The sequence below is a fragment of the Kribbella sp. NPDC055110 genome (assembly GCF_053607525.1).
The window spans coordinates 299,970-318,929 of the sequence record NZ_JBSGTS010000006.1; the positions used below are offsets into that span (position 1 = coordinate 299,970).

16 protein-coding genes and 1 pseudogene are annotated in these 18,960 nt (G+C 68.4%); 2 read left to right on the plus strand and 15 right to left on the minus strand.

Annotation, left to right across the window (positions count from 1 at the left end; all coding sequences use genetic code 11):
* Window positions 1–5 precede the first annotated feature (5 nt).
* From ACWF0M_RS12815 to ACWF0M_RS12835, 5 genes and pseudogenes are all read right to left on the minus strand, one after another.
* A complete protein-coding gene (locus ACWF0M_RS12815) occupies window positions 6–749 on the minus strand; it encodes a hypothetical protein (RefSeq protein WP_452235796.1) in 744 nt (247 codons plus the stop codon).
* 130 nt (window positions 750–879) lie between these two features.
* The gene (locus ACWF0M_RS12820) at window positions 880–1,791 is read right to left on the minus strand and encodes a hypothetical protein (RefSeq protein ID WP_452235797.1); all 912 of its coding nucleotides are present in this window, start codon (window positions 1,789–1,791) and stop codon (window positions 880–882) included.
* Between the two features lie 109 nt (window positions 1,792–1,900).
* Entirely contained in the window at window positions 1,901–2,566 is a 666-nt protein-coding gene (locus tag ACWF0M_RS12825; RefSeq protein ID WP_452235842.1) for a toprim domain-containing protein, read from the minus strand.
* A pseudogene (locus ACWF0M_RS12830) lies at window positions 2,567–2,923 on the minus strand (toprim domain-containing protein); the annotation flags it as partial.
* Between the two features lie 214 nt (window positions 2,924–3,137).
* Window positions 3,138–3,446 (minus strand): hypothetical protein, encoded by a 309-nt coding sequence (locus tag ACWF0M_RS12835; protein WP_452235798.1) that lies wholly within the window; start codon window positions 3,444–3,446, stop codon window positions 3,138–3,140.
* Between the two features lie 288 nt (window positions 3,447–3,734).
* Here ACWF0M_RS12835 and ACWF0M_RS12840 point away from each other — a divergent pair, with 288 nt between their 5' ends.
* Entirely contained in the window at window positions 3,735–5,048 is a 1,314-nt protein-coding gene (locus ACWF0M_RS12840) for a tyrosine-type recombinase/integrase (RefSeq protein WP_452235799.1), read from the plus strand.
* 39 nt (window positions 5,049–5,087) lie between these two features.
* On the opposite strand, the gene ACWF0M_RS12845 is transcribed toward ACWF0M_RS12840, so the two are convergent.
* Both ACWF0M_RS12845 and ACWF0M_RS12850 read right to left on the minus strand, forming a co-directional pair.
* Entirely contained in the window at window positions 5,088–6,290 is a 1,203-nt protein-coding gene (locus ACWF0M_RS12845; RefSeq protein WP_452235800.1) for an acyl-CoA dehydrogenase family protein, read from the minus strand.
* Complete coding sequence (locus tag ACWF0M_RS12850) at window positions 6,290–7,594, minus strand: acyl-CoA dehydrogenase family protein (RefSeq protein ID WP_452235801.1); 1,305 nt, start codon at window positions 7,592–7,594, stop codon at window positions 6,290–6,292. The genes ACWF0M_RS12845 and ACWF0M_RS12850 overlap by 1 nt, the downstream gene beginning before the upstream one ends.
* 61 nt (window positions 7,595–7,655) lie before the next feature.
* Between ACWF0M_RS12850 and ACWF0M_RS12855 the strand changes: the two genes are divergently transcribed.
* Entirely contained in the window at window positions 7,656–8,720 is a 1,065-nt protein-coding gene (locus ACWF0M_RS12855; RefSeq protein WP_452235802.1) for a class I SAM-dependent methyltransferase, read from the plus strand.
* On the opposite strand, the gene ACWF0M_RS12860 is transcribed toward ACWF0M_RS12855, so the two are convergent.
* From ACWF0M_RS12860 to ACWF0M_RS12895, 8 genes are all read right to left on the minus strand, one after another.
* A complete protein-coding gene (locus ACWF0M_RS12860) occupies window positions 8,710–9,954 on the minus strand; it encodes an RNA polymerase sigma factor (protein ID WP_452235803.1) in 1,245 nt (414 codons plus the stop codon). The two genes, ACWF0M_RS12855 and ACWF0M_RS12860, sit on opposite strands and share 11 nt — an antisense overlap.
* Before the next feature lie 17 nt (window positions 9,955–9,971).
* Window positions 9,972–10,379 carry a TIGR03668 family PPOX class F420-dependent oxidoreductase gene (locus ACWF0M_RS12865; RefSeq protein ID WP_452235804.1) on the minus strand — a complete coding sequence of 136 codons (408 nt, stop codon included), beginning with the start codon at window positions 10,377–10,379 and terminating at the stop codon, window positions 9,972–9,974.
* 689 nt (window positions 10,380–11,068) lie between these two features.
* A complete protein-coding gene (locus tag ACWF0M_RS12870) occupies window positions 11,069–12,661 on the minus strand; it encodes a phytoene desaturase family protein (protein WP_452235805.1) in 1,593 nt (530 codons plus the stop codon).
* Between the two features lie 102 nt (window positions 12,662–12,763).
* Window positions 12,764–13,585 carry an HpcH/HpaI aldolase/citrate lyase family protein gene (locus tag ACWF0M_RS12875; RefSeq protein WP_452235806.1) on the minus strand — a complete coding sequence of 274 codons (822 nt, stop codon included), beginning with the start codon at window positions 13,583–13,585 and terminating at the stop codon, window positions 12,764–12,766.
* A gap of 1 nt (window position 13,586) precedes the next feature.
* The gene (locus ACWF0M_RS12880) at window positions 13,587–14,774 is read right to left on the minus strand and encodes a CaiB/BaiF CoA transferase family protein (RefSeq protein ID WP_452235807.1); all 1,188 of its coding nucleotides are present in this window, start codon (window positions 14,772–14,774) and stop codon (window positions 13,587–13,589) included.
* Window positions 14,771–16,759, minus strand: coding sequence for an SUMF1/EgtB/PvdO family nonheme iron enzyme (locus ACWF0M_RS12885; protein ID WP_452235808.1), 1,989 nt, complete (start codon window positions 16,757–16,759; stop codon window positions 14,771–14,773). Before ACWF0M_RS12885 ends, ACWF0M_RS12880 begins: the two co-directional genes overlap by 4 nt.
* A complete protein-coding gene (locus ACWF0M_RS12890) occupies window positions 16,756–17,649 on the minus strand; it encodes a ribokinase (protein ID WP_452235809.1) in 894 nt (297 codons plus the stop codon). The genes ACWF0M_RS12885 and ACWF0M_RS12890 overlap by 4 nt, the downstream gene beginning before the upstream one ends.
* Entirely contained in the window at window positions 17,639–18,931 is a 1,293-nt protein-coding gene (locus ACWF0M_RS12895; RefSeq protein WP_452235810.1) for an ADP-ribosylglycohydrolase family protein, read from the minus strand. Before ACWF0M_RS12895 ends, ACWF0M_RS12890 begins: the two co-directional genes overlap by 11 nt.
* Window positions 18,932–18,960 lie beyond the last annotated feature (29 nt).

The window sequence follows — 18,960 nt, forward strand, 5'->3', positions numbered from 1 at the left end:
TCGAGTCAGGCAGCTCGAGCGAGTCCCAGTCCGAGACGGCCATGCCACGACGTACCCGGCGGCCGGAATCGAGCGCGTCTCGTGGACGACCGAGGTAACCTCCCGGCGGCTTGGTTGATCCACCGCTGGACGGTCGGATCCGCCAAGACCACGTCGGGCGGTTGCCCCTCGGCGAGGCGTGCGAGCGCAGACTTCCGAATCGGTGCGTTGTGGAGCAGCCAAGCCAGTCCATCTGCTTGCTTGCTGGGTACGCCGATGCCACGGACCCGGCCGGCGATCGCGTGCTTGGAGAAGCTGGGCCCTTCAGCCGCGGCGACCAAGCGTCTCTGTACCTCGGCTACCGATAGCCCGGCCCGCTCCAACCGAACACCGATTCGATCAAGCAGCGGTCCCAGCTCCTCGACCATGCTCGGCTCCTCGGACTCCGGCAGGAAGTCGACCAGCGGATACCGCTCACGGCGCCGCGCCTCCTGGCGTACCAGGTCAGCCAGGCGCCACCGCACCATGTTTGCCAGGTAGCCCCACGTCAGCCGACCGGCCGGGGGCTTCTCTGCAAGTCGGTGGCAGCGTTCCCACGCCACAACTCGCGCCATCTGCGCCGCCTCATCATTGCCCAGCGCGGTACGAAGCCGGCTGGGGAGCTCGGCAACGATCCGCCGCTCGATGGCCGCAGCCAATCGCGTGGACGGCTCCTCCGCCCAGCCCGAGTCCGCAGCTTCGACCAGGAGCGCATGAAGCTCTTCCGTCATTAGCTCACTCCGTATCCCGATGACTCGGACCGCGGCCCGAGATTGACCCTTGTTTGCTTGCGGCACCAATCTCGACGCACGGCGAGTTGATCTGAACCCGGAACAGGAACTCCCGGACTCCTGGAATTCCTCACAGCGCCGGACCGGTCGGCGCGGGACTCGGATCGTCAAGGTCAGGAAGGGCCTGACGCTGCGGCTTGTAGTCCGCGAGCGGTCGCGTCGACGTCATTGCGTCGTACAGCCGCTGAGCGCCGTCCTCCGTCTGCAGCAGGCTCGACGGCGTGTGCCCGTCCGGGATCTCGACGGCGCGGACACGCTTGTAGAAGTAAGAGAGATCTGGATGGGACGCGAGAGCCCTGCTCCGCCACTCCTGATCGCCGTCCAAGGCCACGATCACCGTGTCGGTCACCGTGTAGCGGTACAGGATCCTCGCCTGCGCCGACGACATCTGCGAACCGCACAGTGGGATTCCTGCCCACCGCTCACCGGCCTTTCGGCCGAGGTTCTCGATCGCCATCGCATCCAACGGATCGTTGACCACAACCACGAACGCGCCCTCAGTGAGGATCTCCAACTGCTCCTCGACACCGACCAACGCATTCGACGGACGGTGGATCAACGTCGTCGGCGACGCCTCGAAGGCCGGTTTCACACCCTGGCCTATGCCGACAAACCCGACCGGGTCCAGGCGTTCATCGCGTGCCAGCATCATCAACTGATCACGGAAGACGTCGACCGCTGTCCCCTCCTCGGTCCACTCCGCCAGACCTGCCCTGATCATGGTGCGGAAGTCGAATCCCTTCTCCAGCAGGTGATCGGTGAGCCGTGTGTGCGAGTCGGGTGCATAGCCGATCTTCCACGTCGACTCTGTGCTCAGAACCGCATCTGCGCCGCGGTCCGTGAGTTGCTCGAGAGGCCAACCGACACTTGCCTTGAGCAACTCCCGCCGGAAGAACCTTTTCGCCGCCACGTGAGCGACCATCATCCGCTGCCGCTCACCACTGACCAGCACATCCTCGGAATCCGAAGACACCGCGTTCATCACAACCTCCGTAAGCCGACAACTCAATGGCTACGAAGGTCGTCCCTGCACGACCGGCAGAGAACCCGGACGCCGACGTCAAGGACCATCGGATGCAGCGATCCCGGACTCACAAGCACGGCCCGGCCTCAGGTGGTTCGAGACCGGTAAACGAGTCCAACTGACGGTTCGGCAACGTCCGCCGGGTCGATCGGCCAAGGGTCTCGATAACCTCGCGCGACACGATCTCCGGATCGAGCTCCAGAAACCTCGCGAGATCCCCCAGCTTTCTAGCAACCATGTCGTGCGGCATCCGCGCCACCAGCGGAGCCACCCGGCGCAACGCATTCACCCGACCGCTGATGTGATCCAGTACCCGCGACCACCGAGCCAGCTCAACCTCAATCGCCAACTCAGCAAGCGGCCTCGGCGAACTCAACGCCTCGAACAGCCGACCCGCGCCGGCAGGTGTCTCCAGCAACGACGAAGGATCGTGCCCCGGCGGGAACTCAGCCACAAGCACCCGCTCGAAGACCGACGACAAGTCATCCAGCCACCTCACCGCAGCAAGGCGACCACCGCCGTCCGCATCGACTCCCACGATCGCGGTGTCGTTGCCGGAGCACTGATGAACCATCGAAGCCTGATGAAACGAGAGCGCTGTCCCGCACGCCCCCAAACCGGCCCATCCACGTGACGTCAGCCGGCTCAGCTCGTCCACAGCCGCGGCATCCATTGGGCCCTCAACAAAGACAGACGTTGCGCCGCTCTCCAGCAGATCGCGCTGCTCTGCCAATCCGACAAGGGTGCGTGACTTCTGATAGATCCGCGTCGTCGGAGAGTTCAAGTACTTCGCGCGCCCACCCCGAGAGCGCCCCACAAAGCCAACCACCTGCTCATCGGAATCCCAAGCAGGGAACATGATCCGATCACGGAACCGATCCACCAAGTACCCCTTCTTGGTGGCACTCGCCAATCCCCCGGACAGCAGGGTTTTGTCGTCGAAGCCTTGAGACCTGAGATGGTCAACCAACCGCGCCCAGCCGTCAGGCGCATAGCCAACCTTCCAAGGCGAGCTCGACCTCAACACGTGCCCGAGCCCACGCTGAGCCAAATGCACAGACGCCCACCCCGCCGGGTGCCGAAGGAGCTGCTCCCGAAAGTACTACCCCGCCCCGACGTGCGCCTCCATCAAGCGTCGCTCGTCATTGGTCACAGCGCCAATCACCCACCTCAACCCGATAACCGACATCTCCTTGAAGGTCGGCGGTGGCGGTCGGCAGTGGAACCCAGATCTCGAAGTCAAGGAGTCTTCGATCAGCTCCAGTGAGGTCCAGCGATCCCCGACTCGAACGGCGGCTGCGCAGTCAAGGCTGCTCCGGACCACCAGCTGGCTCGTAGCGCTCCTCAACGGTCGGCGGTCCGTGATCGTCGACCGGGCGACGTCGCACCCGCCTCCGCACGTCCTGACCTTCTCGGCGCACGCTCGGCAACTCGGGCGGCGAGTCGGCATAAAGGCCGGCTGACCGCGCCAACTGGTCGCCCATCTTGTCGATCGCCTCGTCCAGCAGCTCAAGCGCACGCCGGATCGACCACCTCGGCGGCGCCGCATCAGCGGGCAATTGGTCGTCCCCTGGCTCCGGGTCGTGCCTCGATTCCCGCGACTCTCGATGCATCGCCCTCTCCTGTTTCGCCCGTTGCCGACGGCCACTTCCTCGAATCAGCCTCGACGTGGTGAGCGGCAACCGACACCCTGACGGCGACGTCCAGGAGTCCTGGAAGAAGTCGTCCCCCTGACCGGCGATTCCCGCAGGCCGATGGATCCTTCTACGGGCTCACGGTGAGCCCGGTCTGTCAGCAGGCTCGGCGTCCTCGATCGACTCAGTCGCTCGGCGTTGCCAAAGCAGACGTCTTGAGACCTCAAACGTTGAGCTCGGTCTGTGTTTGCGGCCGAGGAGGCGGCGGTGGCGTTTGCGAAGGATCAGTGGACGAAGGCAGTCACACAGTCCGATGGGAAGGTGACGCGGGAGCGGAACGAGAAGCGATGGGGACGGGGGAAGCGGTGGTTGGCGGTTTGGACTGATCCGCAGGGAAAGGAGAGATCGCGGGCGTTCGAGACGAAGGCTCAGGCGCTGCGGCACGCGAACGGGATGGAGACGGATCGGGATCGGGGGGACTATCTCGATCCGAACGCCGGCAAGGTGCGGCTCGACGAGATCTGGCCGCGGTGGATGGCCTCGCGGAAGGTCGACCCAGCGAGCACGATCCAGTACGAGTCCAAGTGGCGCCTGCATATCCAACCGTTGTTCGGGCGGCGGATGGTGAAGAGCATCCTGCCCTCGGAGATCGCGGCCTGGCTGACCGAGCTGCTCAGTGTCTATGGGCCATCGACGGCGCGCGCCGCTTTCCTCGTTCTCAACGGCTGCCTAGAACTGGCGGTTGCCGACGAGCTCATCAAGAAGAACCCAGCACAGGCGAAGATCGTCAAGAAACCCCGCAGGCAGTTCTCGAAGGTGGTTGCATGGGCTGACGCAACCGTCGAGCGCATTGTCGAAGCCCACCCCGAACAGTTCAAGCTGATTCCGATCATCGGGTCGTCGGCCGGCCTGCGTCAGGGCGAGCTGTTCGGACTCGCGCTCGAGGACTTCGACTTCGACGAGCAAGTCCTCAGGATCCGTCGCCAGGTGAAGCGCCTCCGCAACCGGTTCGTCTTCGCGTTACCGAAGAACGACCAGGAACGCATCGTCCCGATGTCCCCGATCCTCGCGGCCGCAGTCAAGGACCATGTCGAGCGGTTCGGGACGAAGACCATGTCACTGCCGTGGGAGGACCTTGATGGCGAGATCCAGGACCACTCCCTGATGTTCATCTGGTCGGACGGCAGGCACCTGCGAGCCGATCTGTACAACCTCGTGGTCTGGAAGCCTGCTCTGGTGGCGGCCGGGGTGCTTCCGCCGCCGGTGAAAGACGCGCGGGGTCGTCGCCATTACAAGAAGGACCGGACCGTCGGCCTGCACGCCCTGCGGCATTACTACGCCAGCATCACGTTGGCCGATGGCGTCAACATCAAGGAGCTCTCGGAGTACCTTGGTCATGCCGATCCGGGGTTCACTCTGCAGATGTACACGCACCTGCTTCCGTCGTCATACGACCGGGCTCGGCAGGCGATCGACCGTCGGCTGGCGCGCGTTGCTCCGTGGGCGACGGAGCAGCGACGGAGCAGGCTCGATCACGAGGACGGATACGCCCCGCTCGACGACGGCCCTCACCTCCTCTGAGAGGATCCCGGAGAAGGTCAGGAAGTCTTGTAGATAAGGCTATTTCAGCTCGGCGGACGTCTTCCCTAACAGGCGGCGGGCGACGATCAGTTGCTGGATTTGTTGGGTGCCTTCGAAGATGTCGAGGATTTTGCTGTCTCGGGACCACTTTTCGAGGAGGTGGTGTTCGGAGTAGCCGAGGGAGCCGGTGAGTTCTACGCAGCGGAGGGTTATGTCGTTCGCGGTGCGGCCGGCTTTGGCTTTGGCCATGGAGGCTTGGAGGGAGTTGGGTTGGCCGTTGTCGGCCATCCAGGCGGCCTGGAGGGTGAGGAGGTAGGCGGCTTCCCAGTCGGCTTCCAGGGTGATGTACGTCGCGGCCGCGGCGGACTGCAGGTGGACGGGGCGGTCGTAGTCGGGCTGTACGCCGGCCTCGGCCAGCAACTCGCGCGTGAGTTCCAGTGACGCGCGGGCGCAGCCGACCGCCATCGCGGCGACCAGCGGGCGGGTGTTGTCGAAGGTCTGCATGACACCTGCGAAGCCCTTGTCGATGTCCGCGGATCCCAGGAGATTCTCGCGGGCGACGCGGCAGTTCTCGAAGCGGATCGTCGCGGTGTCGGAGGCGCGGATGCCGAGCTTGTGCTCCAGGCGTTCGACGGTCATGCCGGGCGTGTCCTTCATGACCACGAACGACTTGATCGCGGCCCGGCCGAGCGCCTTGTCGAGCGTGGCCCAGACGACGACCGCGTCGCAGCGGCCGCCGGCGGTGACGAAGATCTTCTCGCCGTCCAGCACGTAGGCATCGCCGTCGAGCCGTGCCGTGGTCTTGATGTTGGCCGAGTCCGAGCCGCAGCCCGGCTCGGTGATCGCCATCGCAGCCCACACACCGTCGAAGCGCTGCAGCTGCTCGTCCGACGCGACGGACGCGATCGCCGAGTTGCCGAGGCCCTGGCGCGGCATCGACAGCAGCAGCCCGACGTCACCCCAGCACATCTCCATGATCGACAGCACCGACGACAGGTTCGACCCGTTGACGACACCTTCCTCCAAAGCCGCAGTACGACGTACACCGGAAGCGCCCGCACCGGAACCGGTGCCTGAGGCCCCTAATCCGTCGACCATCGCGGCGAGCATGTCCAGCTCGACCGGGTACTCGTGCTCGGCCAGGTCGTACCGGCGCGAGTTCGGCCGCAGCATCTCGGCCGCGACCTGGTGCGCCTGGTTGACGAAGGCCCTGAACTTGCGAGGCGTTTCAAGGTTGATCATCAGACCAGCACCGCACCTTCCATCACGCCGATCGCCCGCAGGTCGCGGTACCACCGTTCCACCGGATGTTCCTTCACGAACCCGTGCCCGCCGAGCAGCTGTACGCCGTCGGTCCCGATCTGCATGCCCTTCTCGGTACACAACCGCCGCGCCAACGCCGCCTCGCGTGCGAACGGGAGCCCTTGTGAGGCACGCGATCCGGCCCGGTACGTGACCAGCTTCATGCCCTCGAGCTCGATCCCGATGTTCGCGACCATGAACGCGACCGACTGCCGATGGCTGATCGGTTCGCCGAAGGCCGTGCGTTCGTTGACGTACGGCGTGACGTAGTCGAGGACCGCCCGCGCCGTACCCAACGACAACGCGCACCACCCGAGCCGCGACAACCGCACGCACTCGGCGTAGTCCGCCACCGATCCGAGCGGGACAGCCGGGACGTCAGCGAGAATCACGCGGCTCAACGAAGCGGCCCGCAACCCCATCGACGGCTCGGCCTCGATCGTCACACCCGGATGGTCCGGCTCGACCACGAACAGCCGCGGCCCGGCGTCGGTCTGCGCGCCGATCACGAACAGTTCCGCGTCGGCGGCCCGCGGCACCAGCGACTTCACGCCGTTCAGCAGGCCACCGGCGTACCGCGTCTGCAGCTCGAAAGGATCGAACAACGGCCGCGGCTCGAGCAGCGCCAGCGCCGCCGCCGGGACCGACGAGCCGGTGAAGGCCGGGAGGTACGTCGCCTGCTGCGTCTCGTCGCCCCACAGCGAGATCGCCGTACTCACCGCGGACGGCGCCAGACACGCGACAGCCTGCCCCAGGTCGCCGTGCGCGAGCGCCTCGGCGACCAGTACGCCGGTCATCGCGGACCGCTCGGTGACGATGCCGCCGAGCTCCTCCGGTACCTCGATCAGGCTCAGGCCGAGCTCGGCCGACGACTCCAGGACCTGAGGCTGCGTCGTACACGCGGTGTCCGCGGCGGCGGCAGCGGGACGCAGTACGTCGGCGGCGAACGAGCGGACGACGTCGACCATCATCTGCTGGTCCTCGGTCGGCGTCAGGTCGAACCGCCCGGTCCCCTTCGCGGCGGGCAGCCGGGACGGCGCGGCCAGCTTCGACGCCGCCGAGAAACGCCGGGAGAGCGCTCCCGCCGTTCGGAAACCGGTCTTGGTGGCCTCGAAGACCGCCCGCTCGGTCGGCTTCCGCAGCCCGAGCCGGTCGATCGCCCGCCACTGGGCCAGCCGGTTCAGCAGGGCGACCCCGACCCCGATCGCGTCCCGCCGCCCGCGCGTCCGCTCCTGAATGCTCATGCCGCTACTGTAAACCGAAGTTACAACTCAGGTCACGCTTTCCCGTCAGTACGATCCGTTCATGGACCGGACCAACGCACTCGTCGAGCGGATCTTCCGGAACGCCGGGGCGGCGCTCGAGATCTACTCCATCTACCTCGGCGAGCGCCTCGGTCTGTACCGGTCGCTCGCCCAGCAAGGCCCGGCGACGTCGGTCGAGCTGGCCGAACGCACCGGAACCAACGAGCGCTACATCCGCGAATGGCTGGAGCATCACGCCGCCAGCGGCCTTGTCGACGTCGACGACGTCACCGCCGCTCCGACCGTACGGCGCTACACCCTGCCGCCCGAGCACGTTCCGGTGCTGGCCGACCCGGACCACGTCGACTACCACGGCTACGAGGGAGTCGAGCTCGCCCGGGCGGCCCGGATGCTGCCCAACCTCGTCGAGGCGTACCGCATCGGCGACGCGCCGCCGCACCAGCCATGGGAGCCCGAAGGACGGGCAGAGTTCAACCGGCCGACGTACCTCAACCTGCTCGGTAAGCAGTGGCTGCCCGCCATCCCCGAGATCGACGAGCGACTCCGCGCCGACCCGCCAGCCCGGGTCGCCGACTTCGCCTGCGGCACCGGTTGGTCCTCGATCGCGATGGCCCAGGCCTATCCACGCATCACCGTGCACGGTCTCGACCTCGACGCGGACGCCATCGCCGCGGCGACGGGCCATGCGCTCGAGGCCGGACTGAGCGATCGCGTCAGCTACTCGGTCGCGAACGCATCCGACCACTCACAGAGCGGCCAGTTCGACCTGGTCACGATCCTCGAAGCGCTGCACGACATACCGCGGCCCGTCGATGCGCTACGCAGCGCGCGGCAGCTGCTCGCACCGGGCGGTTCGGTCCTGATCCTCGACGAGCTGGTCGAGGACGAGTTCACGGCCCCGGCCTCGGAGCTCGAGCGGTACCACTACGGCTGGAGCCTGATGTCCTGCCTGCCGGAGGCGATGGGCGATCCGGAGTCGGCCGCGACCGGCGCGCTGATGCGACCGGCAACACTCCGCAGGTACGCGACCGAGGCTGGATTCCAGGAGGTGCAGGACCTCCCGTTCCAGACCTCGCTGTTCCGCTTCTACCGACTCATCCCGTGACCGCGTCGGCCTTCGCCTGCAGATAACGCTGTTCCGGGAGGCTCGTCGTACGGCGGGCCGCGGCCAGGTAATGTTCGTGCGCCTTCGCCGGCTCCCCCGCGCGCTCGTACAGATGCGCGCGGACCGCGTCCAGCCGATGCGTCGCGGTAATGTTCTTGTCGTCCTCGAGCGTCGCAAGCAGGTCGAGCCCCGCCTGCGGACCCTCGACCTGGGCGAGCGCGATCGCGCGGTTGAGCGTCACCATCGGATTCAGCGCGAGCTTCTCGAGCAGCAGGTACAACGCCAGGATCTGCCGCCAGTCGGTCTCGTCCGCGCTCGGCGACTCCGCATGGACGGCGGCGATCGCGGCCTGCAACTGGTATGAGCCGACCGCGCCCTGCTGCAGCGTGTGCAGGATCAGCTCGGCGCCTTCGGTGATCTGCGCGCGGTCCCACAACGACCGGTCCTGCTCGTCGATCGGCACCAGCCCACCGTCCGCGGTCGTCCGCGCGGCCCGGCGTGAGTCGGTCAGCAACATCAACGCCAGCAGGCCCGCGACCTCACCGTCGTCGGGCAGCGCGGACCGCAGCATCCGCGTCAGCCGGATCGCCTCGGCCGTCAGCTCGACCCGCTGCAACTCCTCGCCGGAGCTGGCCGTGTAGCCCTCGTTGAAGATCAGGTACAGCACCTGCAGTACGACGCGTTGCCGCTCGGCCCGCTCCGGCTCGGGCGGCATCACGAACCGGCTGCCCGCCGCCTTGATGCTCTTCTTCGCCCGGCTGATCCGCGGCGCCATCGTTGCCTCCGGCACCATGAACGCGCGCGCGATCTCCGCGGTGGTCAGACCGCCAACGGCCCGCAATGTCAACGCGACCTGCGACGCCGGCGTCACCGCCGGGTGGCAGCACAGGAACAACAACGTCAACGTGTCATCGGTGTCCGGTGCCTCGTCCACATCGGCACCAGGCGAAACCAGCTCCTCAGGACCGGCCATCGCCGCGACGTTGTCCTCGCGCCGCCGCCGCGCGTTCTCGCTCCGGAACGCGTCGGTCAGCCGCCGCGTGGCAACGGTGATCAGCCAACCCCGCGGATTCGCCGGTACGCCGTCTACCGGCCACTGCTGCGCCGCCGCCAGCAAAGCCTCCTGTACGGCGTCCTCACACAGGTCGAACTGCCCATGCCGCCGAACCAGAAACCCCAGCACCTGCGGCGCGAGCTCCCGCAGCAGCCCCTCCACACTCACGCGCTCGTCCACCCCACGTAGCGTACGCGTCAGCTGAACGACCAGCCGGACCATCCGTCGGCTCTGATCACGATCACTGGGCCTTGCGGCGCATCCGCCTCGTACTGCGGGTACTTCGCCACCAACAACTCGACGGCGACCGCATGCTCAGGCACCACCTGCGCGACCCCGTCGACCCGGACCCACCACAGATGCGTCCAGTCCTCGTCGTACTCGTCCACCAGCACGGCGACCCGCTCATGAGCCGCAATGTTCCGCAGTCGCTTCAACGCCGTCGTCGACTTCGGCTTCTGATCGACGGCGATGAACAGCTCATCCGCGTGTACGGCGTACGTCACCGGGACGATGTGCGGCCGCAGATCCACCCCCACAGTCGCCAACCGCCCAACCCGAGCCGCCGCGACCCGACCCCGACACACCCCCTCATCCAACCGCACCCCCCGACCCTAACCCCACCCCACGAACCCAACCCACCCACGTCGCGATCTCAGGCGCCAACCCCCAACCTGGCGGTTCGCACGGCGCCAAGCCACCAACTGAGGGTCTGACCGGCTCTTGTGCCTGACGTGTAGGTGGTCGACGGGTTCCGGCGCGGCGCCGGGCCCGATGTGATCTGCAGCTCGACAGGATGTGTCAGGTGGCCGGGTAGTGCACCTGAGCGTAAACGCGCCCGCGCGTACACCGTCTCACCGGTGCACTACCTGTCGAGTGTGCACATCCCCCGCCCCGAGCACCCGTGCCGCGACCAACCCGATCACCCACTCACCCACCCATCCGGCAGAAGAACGGATATCCCCTGGCGTTGTGGGTTCTCCCCTCTAATACCAACAGAGAAGCCACAACGCCGCCGGATATCCCCTCGTGTGCGGAGGCTCTCGTCGCCCTCGGTCCGGGGCGGACGGTGGGGTGGACCGGGTGGCGCAGGCCGGGCGGTGCACGCCGGGCGGTGCACGCCGGGGGGTGGTGCGGTGCAGGCCGGGCGGTGGTGCGGTGCGTGCGTGGTGGGTGCGAGCGGTGGGTGCGGTGGGTGCGGTGGGTGCGGTGGGTGCGGTGGGTGCGGTGGGTGCGGTGGGTGCGGTGGGTGCGGTGGGTGCGGTGGTGTGAGGTTGGTGGTGGGGTGGGTGGGTCAGCGTTGGAGGTGGCGGAGGGTGGCGGTGGGGAGTTTTCGGGTGAGGGGGCCTAGGAGGGAGGCGTCGCGGAGGGCGGTTCGGGCGGCTAGGTGGCCGCAGGCTCCGTGTACGCCGCCGCCGGGGTGGATGGCGGAGCTGCCGAGGTACAGGCCTTCGACGAAGGTGCGGGCGCTGCCCAGGCCGATCGTCGGGCGGAAGATCAGTTGCTGGTGGAGCTGCATCGTCCCGCCGCCCAGCGCGCCGAACCCGAGCGCCGCGTTGCCGGACTCGAGCGCCGACGGGCGTTGCAGGTCGCGGCCGATGACGAGGTCGGTGAAGCCGGGGGCGAATCGCTCGATCGCGCGTTCCATCCGGCCGGCCAGCTTCTCCGCGGAGGCGTCGTCGGCGATCCCGCGCGGCAGGTGAGCGTACGCCCAGACCGCCTCTGTTCCGGAAGGCGAGCGCGTCGGATCCGCCTTCGTGGTCTGGCCGATCAGCAGGAACGGCTGCGACGGCACGCGGCCGGTGTCGAGGTCGGCGGACAGGTGCACGAGGTCGTCCGCCGTACCGCCGAGGTGTACGACGCCCGCGGAACGTGCCTCCGACGACGTCCACGGGATCGGGCCGTTCAGCCGGAAGTTCAGCTTGACCGTCGGGTAGTCCCACTCGAACCGTTCGTCCAGGTCCCGCCGCAGCCCGCCCGGAATGAGTGCCTCCGGCAACAACTCGCCGTACAGCGCCGGCGCGGACGTGTCCGCGACCACGGCACGCTCGACGGTCACGGTCTCACCGGATGCAGTGTGTACGGCGGTCACGCGGCCCGCGGACACTTCGAGACCGGTCACCGGCGTACCGGGGACAAGTAACGCGCCCGCGCGCTCGGCCCGCCTTACCAGTGCACCGGAGAACGCGGACGATCCGCCGGCCGCGACCGGGAAGCCGACGTCCTGAGCCATCATCGCGAGCAGCCAGCCCATCGTCCCGCTGACGCTGCCGGACAACGGCGCGTCCGCGTGCAGCGCGTTCCCGGCGATGATGGCCGGACCGTGCCGCCCGTCGAACAGTTCCTGACCCATCCGGTGCATCGGCATCGCCATGAACCGCGCGAACCTGAGCAACTCCCCCGCCGAACCGAGCTTCCGGGCCAGTTTCAGCCCCGGACGGAGCGGTGGCCAGGTGGTGAGGAGCGCGTTCAGCAACGGCTCCCGGACCGACACGTACTGCTGGTACAGGCGCAACCACGCGTCACCGTCGCCCGGATGCTCGGCGCCGAGCGACTTCGCGGTGTCCTCCGGGTCCGGGTGGATCGCGGCCGCGGCACCCTCGGAGTCGAGCAGGTGCACGAGCGGGAGCGGCGCATGCGCCCATTTCAGGCCGTACTTCTCGAGTTCCAGCGCCCGCAGCACCGGTGACGCGACCCCGAGCGGGTAGCTCGAGCTGAAGCGATCGCTGATCCAGCCGCCGTCCTCGGTCGACCGGACAGCGCCGCCGAACGCGTCGGCGGCCTCCAGCACCAGCACGTCCCAGCCCGCGTCGGCGAGCGTGATCGCACTCACCAGCCCGTTCGGCCCCGAACCGATGACCACGGCATCAACACTGCGCGGCAGCATGCTCAAAACCTTAGCCGAGCCGGACCGCCACGCAGGCAGAAGTGCCCGCAACCCGCCCGCAGCACCCCGAATGACCCACTTGTGCCTGCGTGCACGTACGCCTCACCTCGACTCGACCTCGCGCATGAGGGCGGTCACCTCACGAGCGCGGCCGATCATGGCGGGGTCGACCATGCGGCCGTCGGGGAGCACGAGTACGCCGCCGCGCGCGACATCCGCCTTCTCGACGGCCGCCAGCAGCGCCTCCGCCTCGGCGACCTGGATCGCGGACGGGGTGAACGCCTCGACGATCGTCGCGAGCTGCCGCGGGTGAATCGCCGTACGGCCGACGAATCCGAGCGCCCGGCCTTCCGCCGACGTACGCCGGAGTCCGTCGAGGTCCTGCACGTTCGGGTAGACCGACATCATCGGCGCGCCCAGGCCCGCGGCCCGCGACGCCGACACCAGCCGCCCGCGCGCCCACGCAAGACCCTCCGAGCCGTCGACCCCGAGCGCACTGGACAGATCCGCCTCGCCGAGCGCGACCGCGACGACGCGCGGGTCGGCGCCGGCGATCTCGAACGCCCGCTCGAGGCCCAGCGGCGACTCGATCAGCGCGGTGATCCTTGCCGACGGCACCTTTTCGAGGACCTCCCGCACATCGGCCGCACTCTCGACCTTCGGCAACCGGATCCGCACCGAAGGTACGGCGGAGATCGCCGCCAGGTCGTCCGCGATCCAGGGTGTGCCGAGCGCGTTCACCCGGACCTCCACCGGCCCGTGTGCGTGCACCGCGATCCAGGCCACCGCCCAGCCGCGCGCGTCCGCCTTGTCGGCGACCGGTACGGCGTCCTCGAGATCGAACACCACCAGGTCGGGGCCTGCGGCAACAGCCTTCGCGAACCGGTCCGGCCGGTTGGCCGGAACGTACAGTGCGGTCAGCACCTCACACCACTCCTGCTGCGCGCAGCGCCGCCAGCTGATCCGGCGTGACGCCGATCTCGGCGAGCACTTCGTCGGTGTTCGCGCCGTGCGGCCGGCCCGCCCACTTGATCGCCCCCGGCGACTCGGACAGCCGGAACAGCACGTTCTGCATCTGCACCGGTCCGTCGAGCTCGTCGTCGTCGACGCTGACGATCGTCCCCAAAGCGGCATACTGCGGGTCGCTCATGATCCCGCGGATATCGTGCACCGGCCCGACCGCGGCCTCGGCCTTCTCGAACTCATCCATCACGGTTTCCAACGGCCGCTCCGCGATCCACGAACCGACGGCCTCGTCCAGCTCGTCGGCGTGTTCGGCCCGCTCGCGCCCCGTCGCGAACCACGGCTGCGCGACCAGATCCGCGCGCCCGACCAACGTCACCACGCGCTCGGCGATGCTCTGCGAACTGGTCGATACCGCCACCCACCGGCCGTCAAGAGTCCGGTACACGTTCCGCGGGGCGTTGTTCGACGAGCGGTTCCCCAGCCGCGGCTGCACGTACCCGGTCTGCTGGTACGCCGTGATGCCGCCGCCGAGCATCATCAGGATCGGCTCGATGATCGCCATGTCGATCACCTGTCCCGCCCCGGACCGATCCCGCTCGCGCAGCGCCACCAGGACCGCGTACGCCGTGGCGAGCGCGGTGATCCCGTCCGCGAGTCCGAACGGCGGCAACGTCGGCGGCCCGTCCGGCTCACCCGTGACCGCCGCGAACCCGCTCATCGCCTCGGCCAGCGACCCGAACCCGGGACGCCGCGACCACGGCCCGACCTGCCCGAACGCGGTCACCCGCGCGATCACCAGCCGCGGATTCGCCTCGAGCAGTACGTCGGGCCCGAGCCCCCAACGCTCCAGCGTGCCGGGCCGGAAGTTCTCCACGAGTACGTCGTGAGAGCGCACCAGCGAGAGGAACACGTCCCGGCCGCGCGACAGGTCCAGCGTCGCGAGCCGCTTGTTCCGGCCGAGGGTCTTGAACCAGAGCCCGACGCCGTCCTTCGAGGCGCCGTGCGTGCGCGCGGCGTCCGGGCGGGACGGGTGCTCGATCTTCGTGACGTCGGCGCCGAAATCGCCGAGGAAGGTCGCCGCCAGCGGTCCCGCGAACAGCGTCGCCGCCTCCAGCACCTTCACCCCGTCGAGCGGAGCAGGCCTCATCCCGCGCACCTGAAGCCGATGTTCTCCGAGCGATCCAGACCGCCGCCGGTCAGCACCAGCTTGAAGCTGACATCCGGGTCCTGCGGCCCGCCGTCGGCGTACCAGTCGGAGCCCTCAGCCGCGTAATGCGAACCGCCCTTGAGGATGCAGAACCGGCTGCGGCCGTCGCGGTGCTCGCTCTCGGTCAGGTTCCACACCAGCGGCTCGCGCCGGACGAATCCCTCCTCGAGAGCGGCGACCTGCCACTCGTCCTCGGTGGGCAGGCGGCCGCCACGCCACGCGGCGTACGCGCGCGCGTCCGGCAGGTCGACGTACGTCACCGGCTGGTCCTCGGTCCCGGGCACCGGGGCGCCGTCGACCCATTGCTGCAGGAACCGGTTCGCGATCAACGGGCGGTAGCCGGTCGCCTGCACGAAGGCCAGGTACTCCGCGTTCGTCACTTCGGCGATCGCCACCGCGACACCCGGCAGCGAGACCTCACGCTCGATCGTCTGGATGTCGTGCAGGCGAGGCGGCAGCGGCTTCCATTCCTCGACGTACGGCGCGGTGTCGTACAGCCCGGTCTCGCGCCGCCGGTGCCGGACCGTCAACGTCCGCTCCCCGGCCGGCACCTCGATCGTCGGCCCGATCTCGGCAGAGCCCGAAACAGGTGGCACCGGGACCAGCTCGGCCGGGCGCATCGGGAACGCGGACTCGCTGACGTGCGCCCGCGGCATCGTGCCCAGTCGGCGGGCGGTCGCCCGGCACGAGGCGCCGGCGGTTGCGCCGACCCGGACGATCCCGGCGACGCCACGCCCCGGCACGGTCAGGTGTACGCCGTCGTCGTCTGCGGTGATCGGCACGCCAGATGTCACGTCGTACCAGTCGCCGACCTGGTCCTCGGAGCGCAGCACGATGCCGTCGAAGTCCTCGTCGTGCCGGTTGATCAGCGTCCAGAACGTGATGTCGGCCAGGTCGAACCGGGACCCGTACACACCGTGGTCACGGGCCTTCTCCGGAATCTCGGGCGTCAGCTGGATCCAGTCGCCGGCGATCAGCACCGGCGCGAACGCGCGCTGCGCGGCGACCATCCGGCGCAGCGTCGCGCGGTCGCGGGCGTTCCAGCCGACCCACGCCGAGAACACCGACTCCCAGACCAGCATGCCGACGCCGTTCACCCACGCGGACTGCAGCTCGTCGCTGTGGTCCCGGTTCCAGCGGCGGGTGTGGTGCATCATGTGCCGGCGCTCGAACAGGTGCGCCCGCAGTACGCCGGGCGTGTGCGTGTCCGCGAACCACTGCGCCCAGGACAGCGCATGGTCGCCGATCCTTGCCATCGGCAACCGTGACTCGCCCTCCAGCGCGATCGCCGGGTTCGCCTGCCGGATCGCGCGGGTGAACTTCGGGTCGCCCTCCTTGAGGGTGTCCAGGAACACGCCGTCGACCGCGTACTCCGTGACCAGGGCCGCGAACTCGTCGGCATCCGAACGGTCCGCGCGGCGGGTGCCGACGTCCCACGGGTTGTAGTCGAAGAACACCTTCAGACCGAGCCCGTGCAGGTCGTCGATCAACGTACGCAGGCCGGGTACGTCGCGGTAGAAGTCGAACTGGTTGCGGTCGTCGATCCCGATCACCGGGTACGCATGCCAGAACACGATCGCGTCGTACCCGCCGAACTCGGCGACACCGTGCTCGACGAACTTCTCCGGCGTGAACTTCCCGGTCTCAACGTTGTAGAGCAGGTCGTCCCAGAGCCAGACGAGCGCCACCGAGTACGCCGTCTGCGTCCATTCGCGACCGGGCTCGTCGTAGTGCGCACCGTCGTACCGCGTCCGCTCGATGGCGCCGAACCGCCACTCGGCCAGTTTCGCGCGCCACCGCGGCAGATCGGACGGGTCTTCCGGCGCGCCGAGGATCTTGGCGTCGTCCAGGAAGGACAGGTCGGTCCCGAGCCCGAGATCGACCCGGGCGGGTAGATCGATGGGCCGCGGTTCGAGCGGATTCACAGGTACACCTCCGCATAACGCGCGTCGATTGCATCCCCGTGAGGCACCGAGGAAATCGCCCCCGCGGCCTGAACACTCAATGAAGCAGCAACGTTAGCGCGTCGGACCGCGTTCGTCAGGTCGCTTCCGGTGAGCGAGCCGTTAGCTGATGCAGCAGCTAACGCCGCAGCCAGCACCCCGCAGAACGTGTCCCCCGCAGCCGTCGTGTCAACGACGTCGACAGGTACGCCGGGAACCTCGATCTCGTCGGCGTCCCGGGTCAGGATCACAGCGCCCGCACCGCCCAGCGTGACGACCGCAGCCGGCACCTTCTTGAGCAACGCAGACCGGTCCGACCCAGCGATCGCCTCTGCCTCGGTCTCGTTCACCACCAGCAGATCGACCTCGGCGAGCAATTCGTCCGACAGCTCCGCCGCCGGGGCCGCGTTCAAAATGAAGTACGCCGATGCAGCGGCCGCCGCCTGGACGGTCGCGAACGGAATCTCCAATTGAGAAAGCACGATTTTCGCTTGTCCGATCGCGGCGACAGCCTCCTCCGACAGCGTCAGCTGACCGTTCGCGCCGGGCGCGACCACGATCGAGTTCTCACCGCTCTCCTCGACCGTGATGATCGCCGTACCAGTCGGAGCCTCACTGGTCGTCGCCAGCGTCAGATCGACACCCTCGAGCGCTGCCCGCAGCAACGCACCGCCCTCGTCGTCGCCGAGCGCGACCACCATCGCCGTCCGCGCACCGGCGCGGGCCGACGCCACCGCCTGGTTCGCTCCCTTACCGCCCGGACCGCGCGTCATGGCTCCCGCCAGGACCGTCTCACCCGGCCGCGGGATGCGCTGGACCGGCAACACCAGGTCCACGTTCGCGCTTCCTACGACGACCACCTCAGGCACCACCCCGCGCCACCTCCACAGTCCGCCGCGCCAGTTCGTTGATCGCGATCTGGTTCATCCCCGGGAGGCTGGTGGCCACCCGATTGTCCAGTGGTGCAGACCACTCTGCCGGAACCCCCCGCGTCGCGCCAAAAACCGCGCCGACCGTGGCACCGGCCGAGTCGGTGTCCCAGCCGCCCATCACCGCGCGACCGATCGCCGTGCTGAAATCCGGAGCGGTCAGTGCGTAGGCAGTGAGTGCGGTGTTGTTCACCGCATGTACCCAATGCAGGTCGCCGTACTCCGCGTGCAGAGCGTCGAGCGCGTCGTCCAGCTCGGCATCGGCGAGGGTCAGTCCGAACCGGACCGCGCGGGCGATCGCACCCTGACCGCCGATCACGTCAAGACCGGCGACCGCGGCCTTGACCGGATCGTCGAGGACCACGGCGGCGGCCGACATCGCTGCGACCCAGAGCGCGCCGTCGACACCGGCGCCGGTGTGACTGAGCTGGGCGTCGACGAGCGCGAGCCGCGCGGCCGCGGTGCGATCGCCGGGATGCGCCCAGCCGTACGCGTCGGTCCGGATCTGTGCGCCGATCCACTCCCGGAACGGGTTCCCGACGACGGCCGCGCGGGCCGGCTCCACCCCTTCCAGAAGGTTCCGGTAGGCGACACGTTCGGCGGTGAACACGCGACCGGCCGGCAGGTCGTTCAGCCAGCTCTGCGCCACGTCGTCCGTGGTCAGCCCCGGCCCGAACCGCTCCATCATCAGCAGCGCCAGGATCGCGAAGTTGATGTCGTCGTCCTCGGGCATCCCGTCGATGACCTCGCGCAGACTGTTCACCTTCGACCGCCGGTTCCACGGCCACCGCCGCTGCACCTCGTCCGGTACGCCGACAGCGGTGATGTACCGCGTCAGCGGCCACTGTCCTGAACTGGCCAGGATCTCCCGGATGCCCTCGCGCGGAATCTTCTCCACCGGCTTGCCGAGCAGGTTCCCGGCCATCCGCCCGAGCCACGCGTTCAGCGTCCGCGTCTCGAGGTCGACCGGTTCGCCCAGCGAGGGCAACTCCGGGATCGCCGGCTCGCGCCACTCCCCTGTCCTGGCGTCGAGCACGTCGAGCAGTTCGCGAGCAAGCGCACGCAACGCGGGCGTCGCCGGCTCGTCGGAGGCACCGGACACCGGCGCGTCCGTCGTACCGCCGGCGGCGATCCAGCGAGCCTGCACGTCGGTGACGTCAACGCCTTCCGACCGCGCCTGGACCAGTTGGTGCGGGAGAAGATCCTCCGGCTGCACCCAGGTCATTCTCATGGCATAGGTCGCGGGGAATCGTC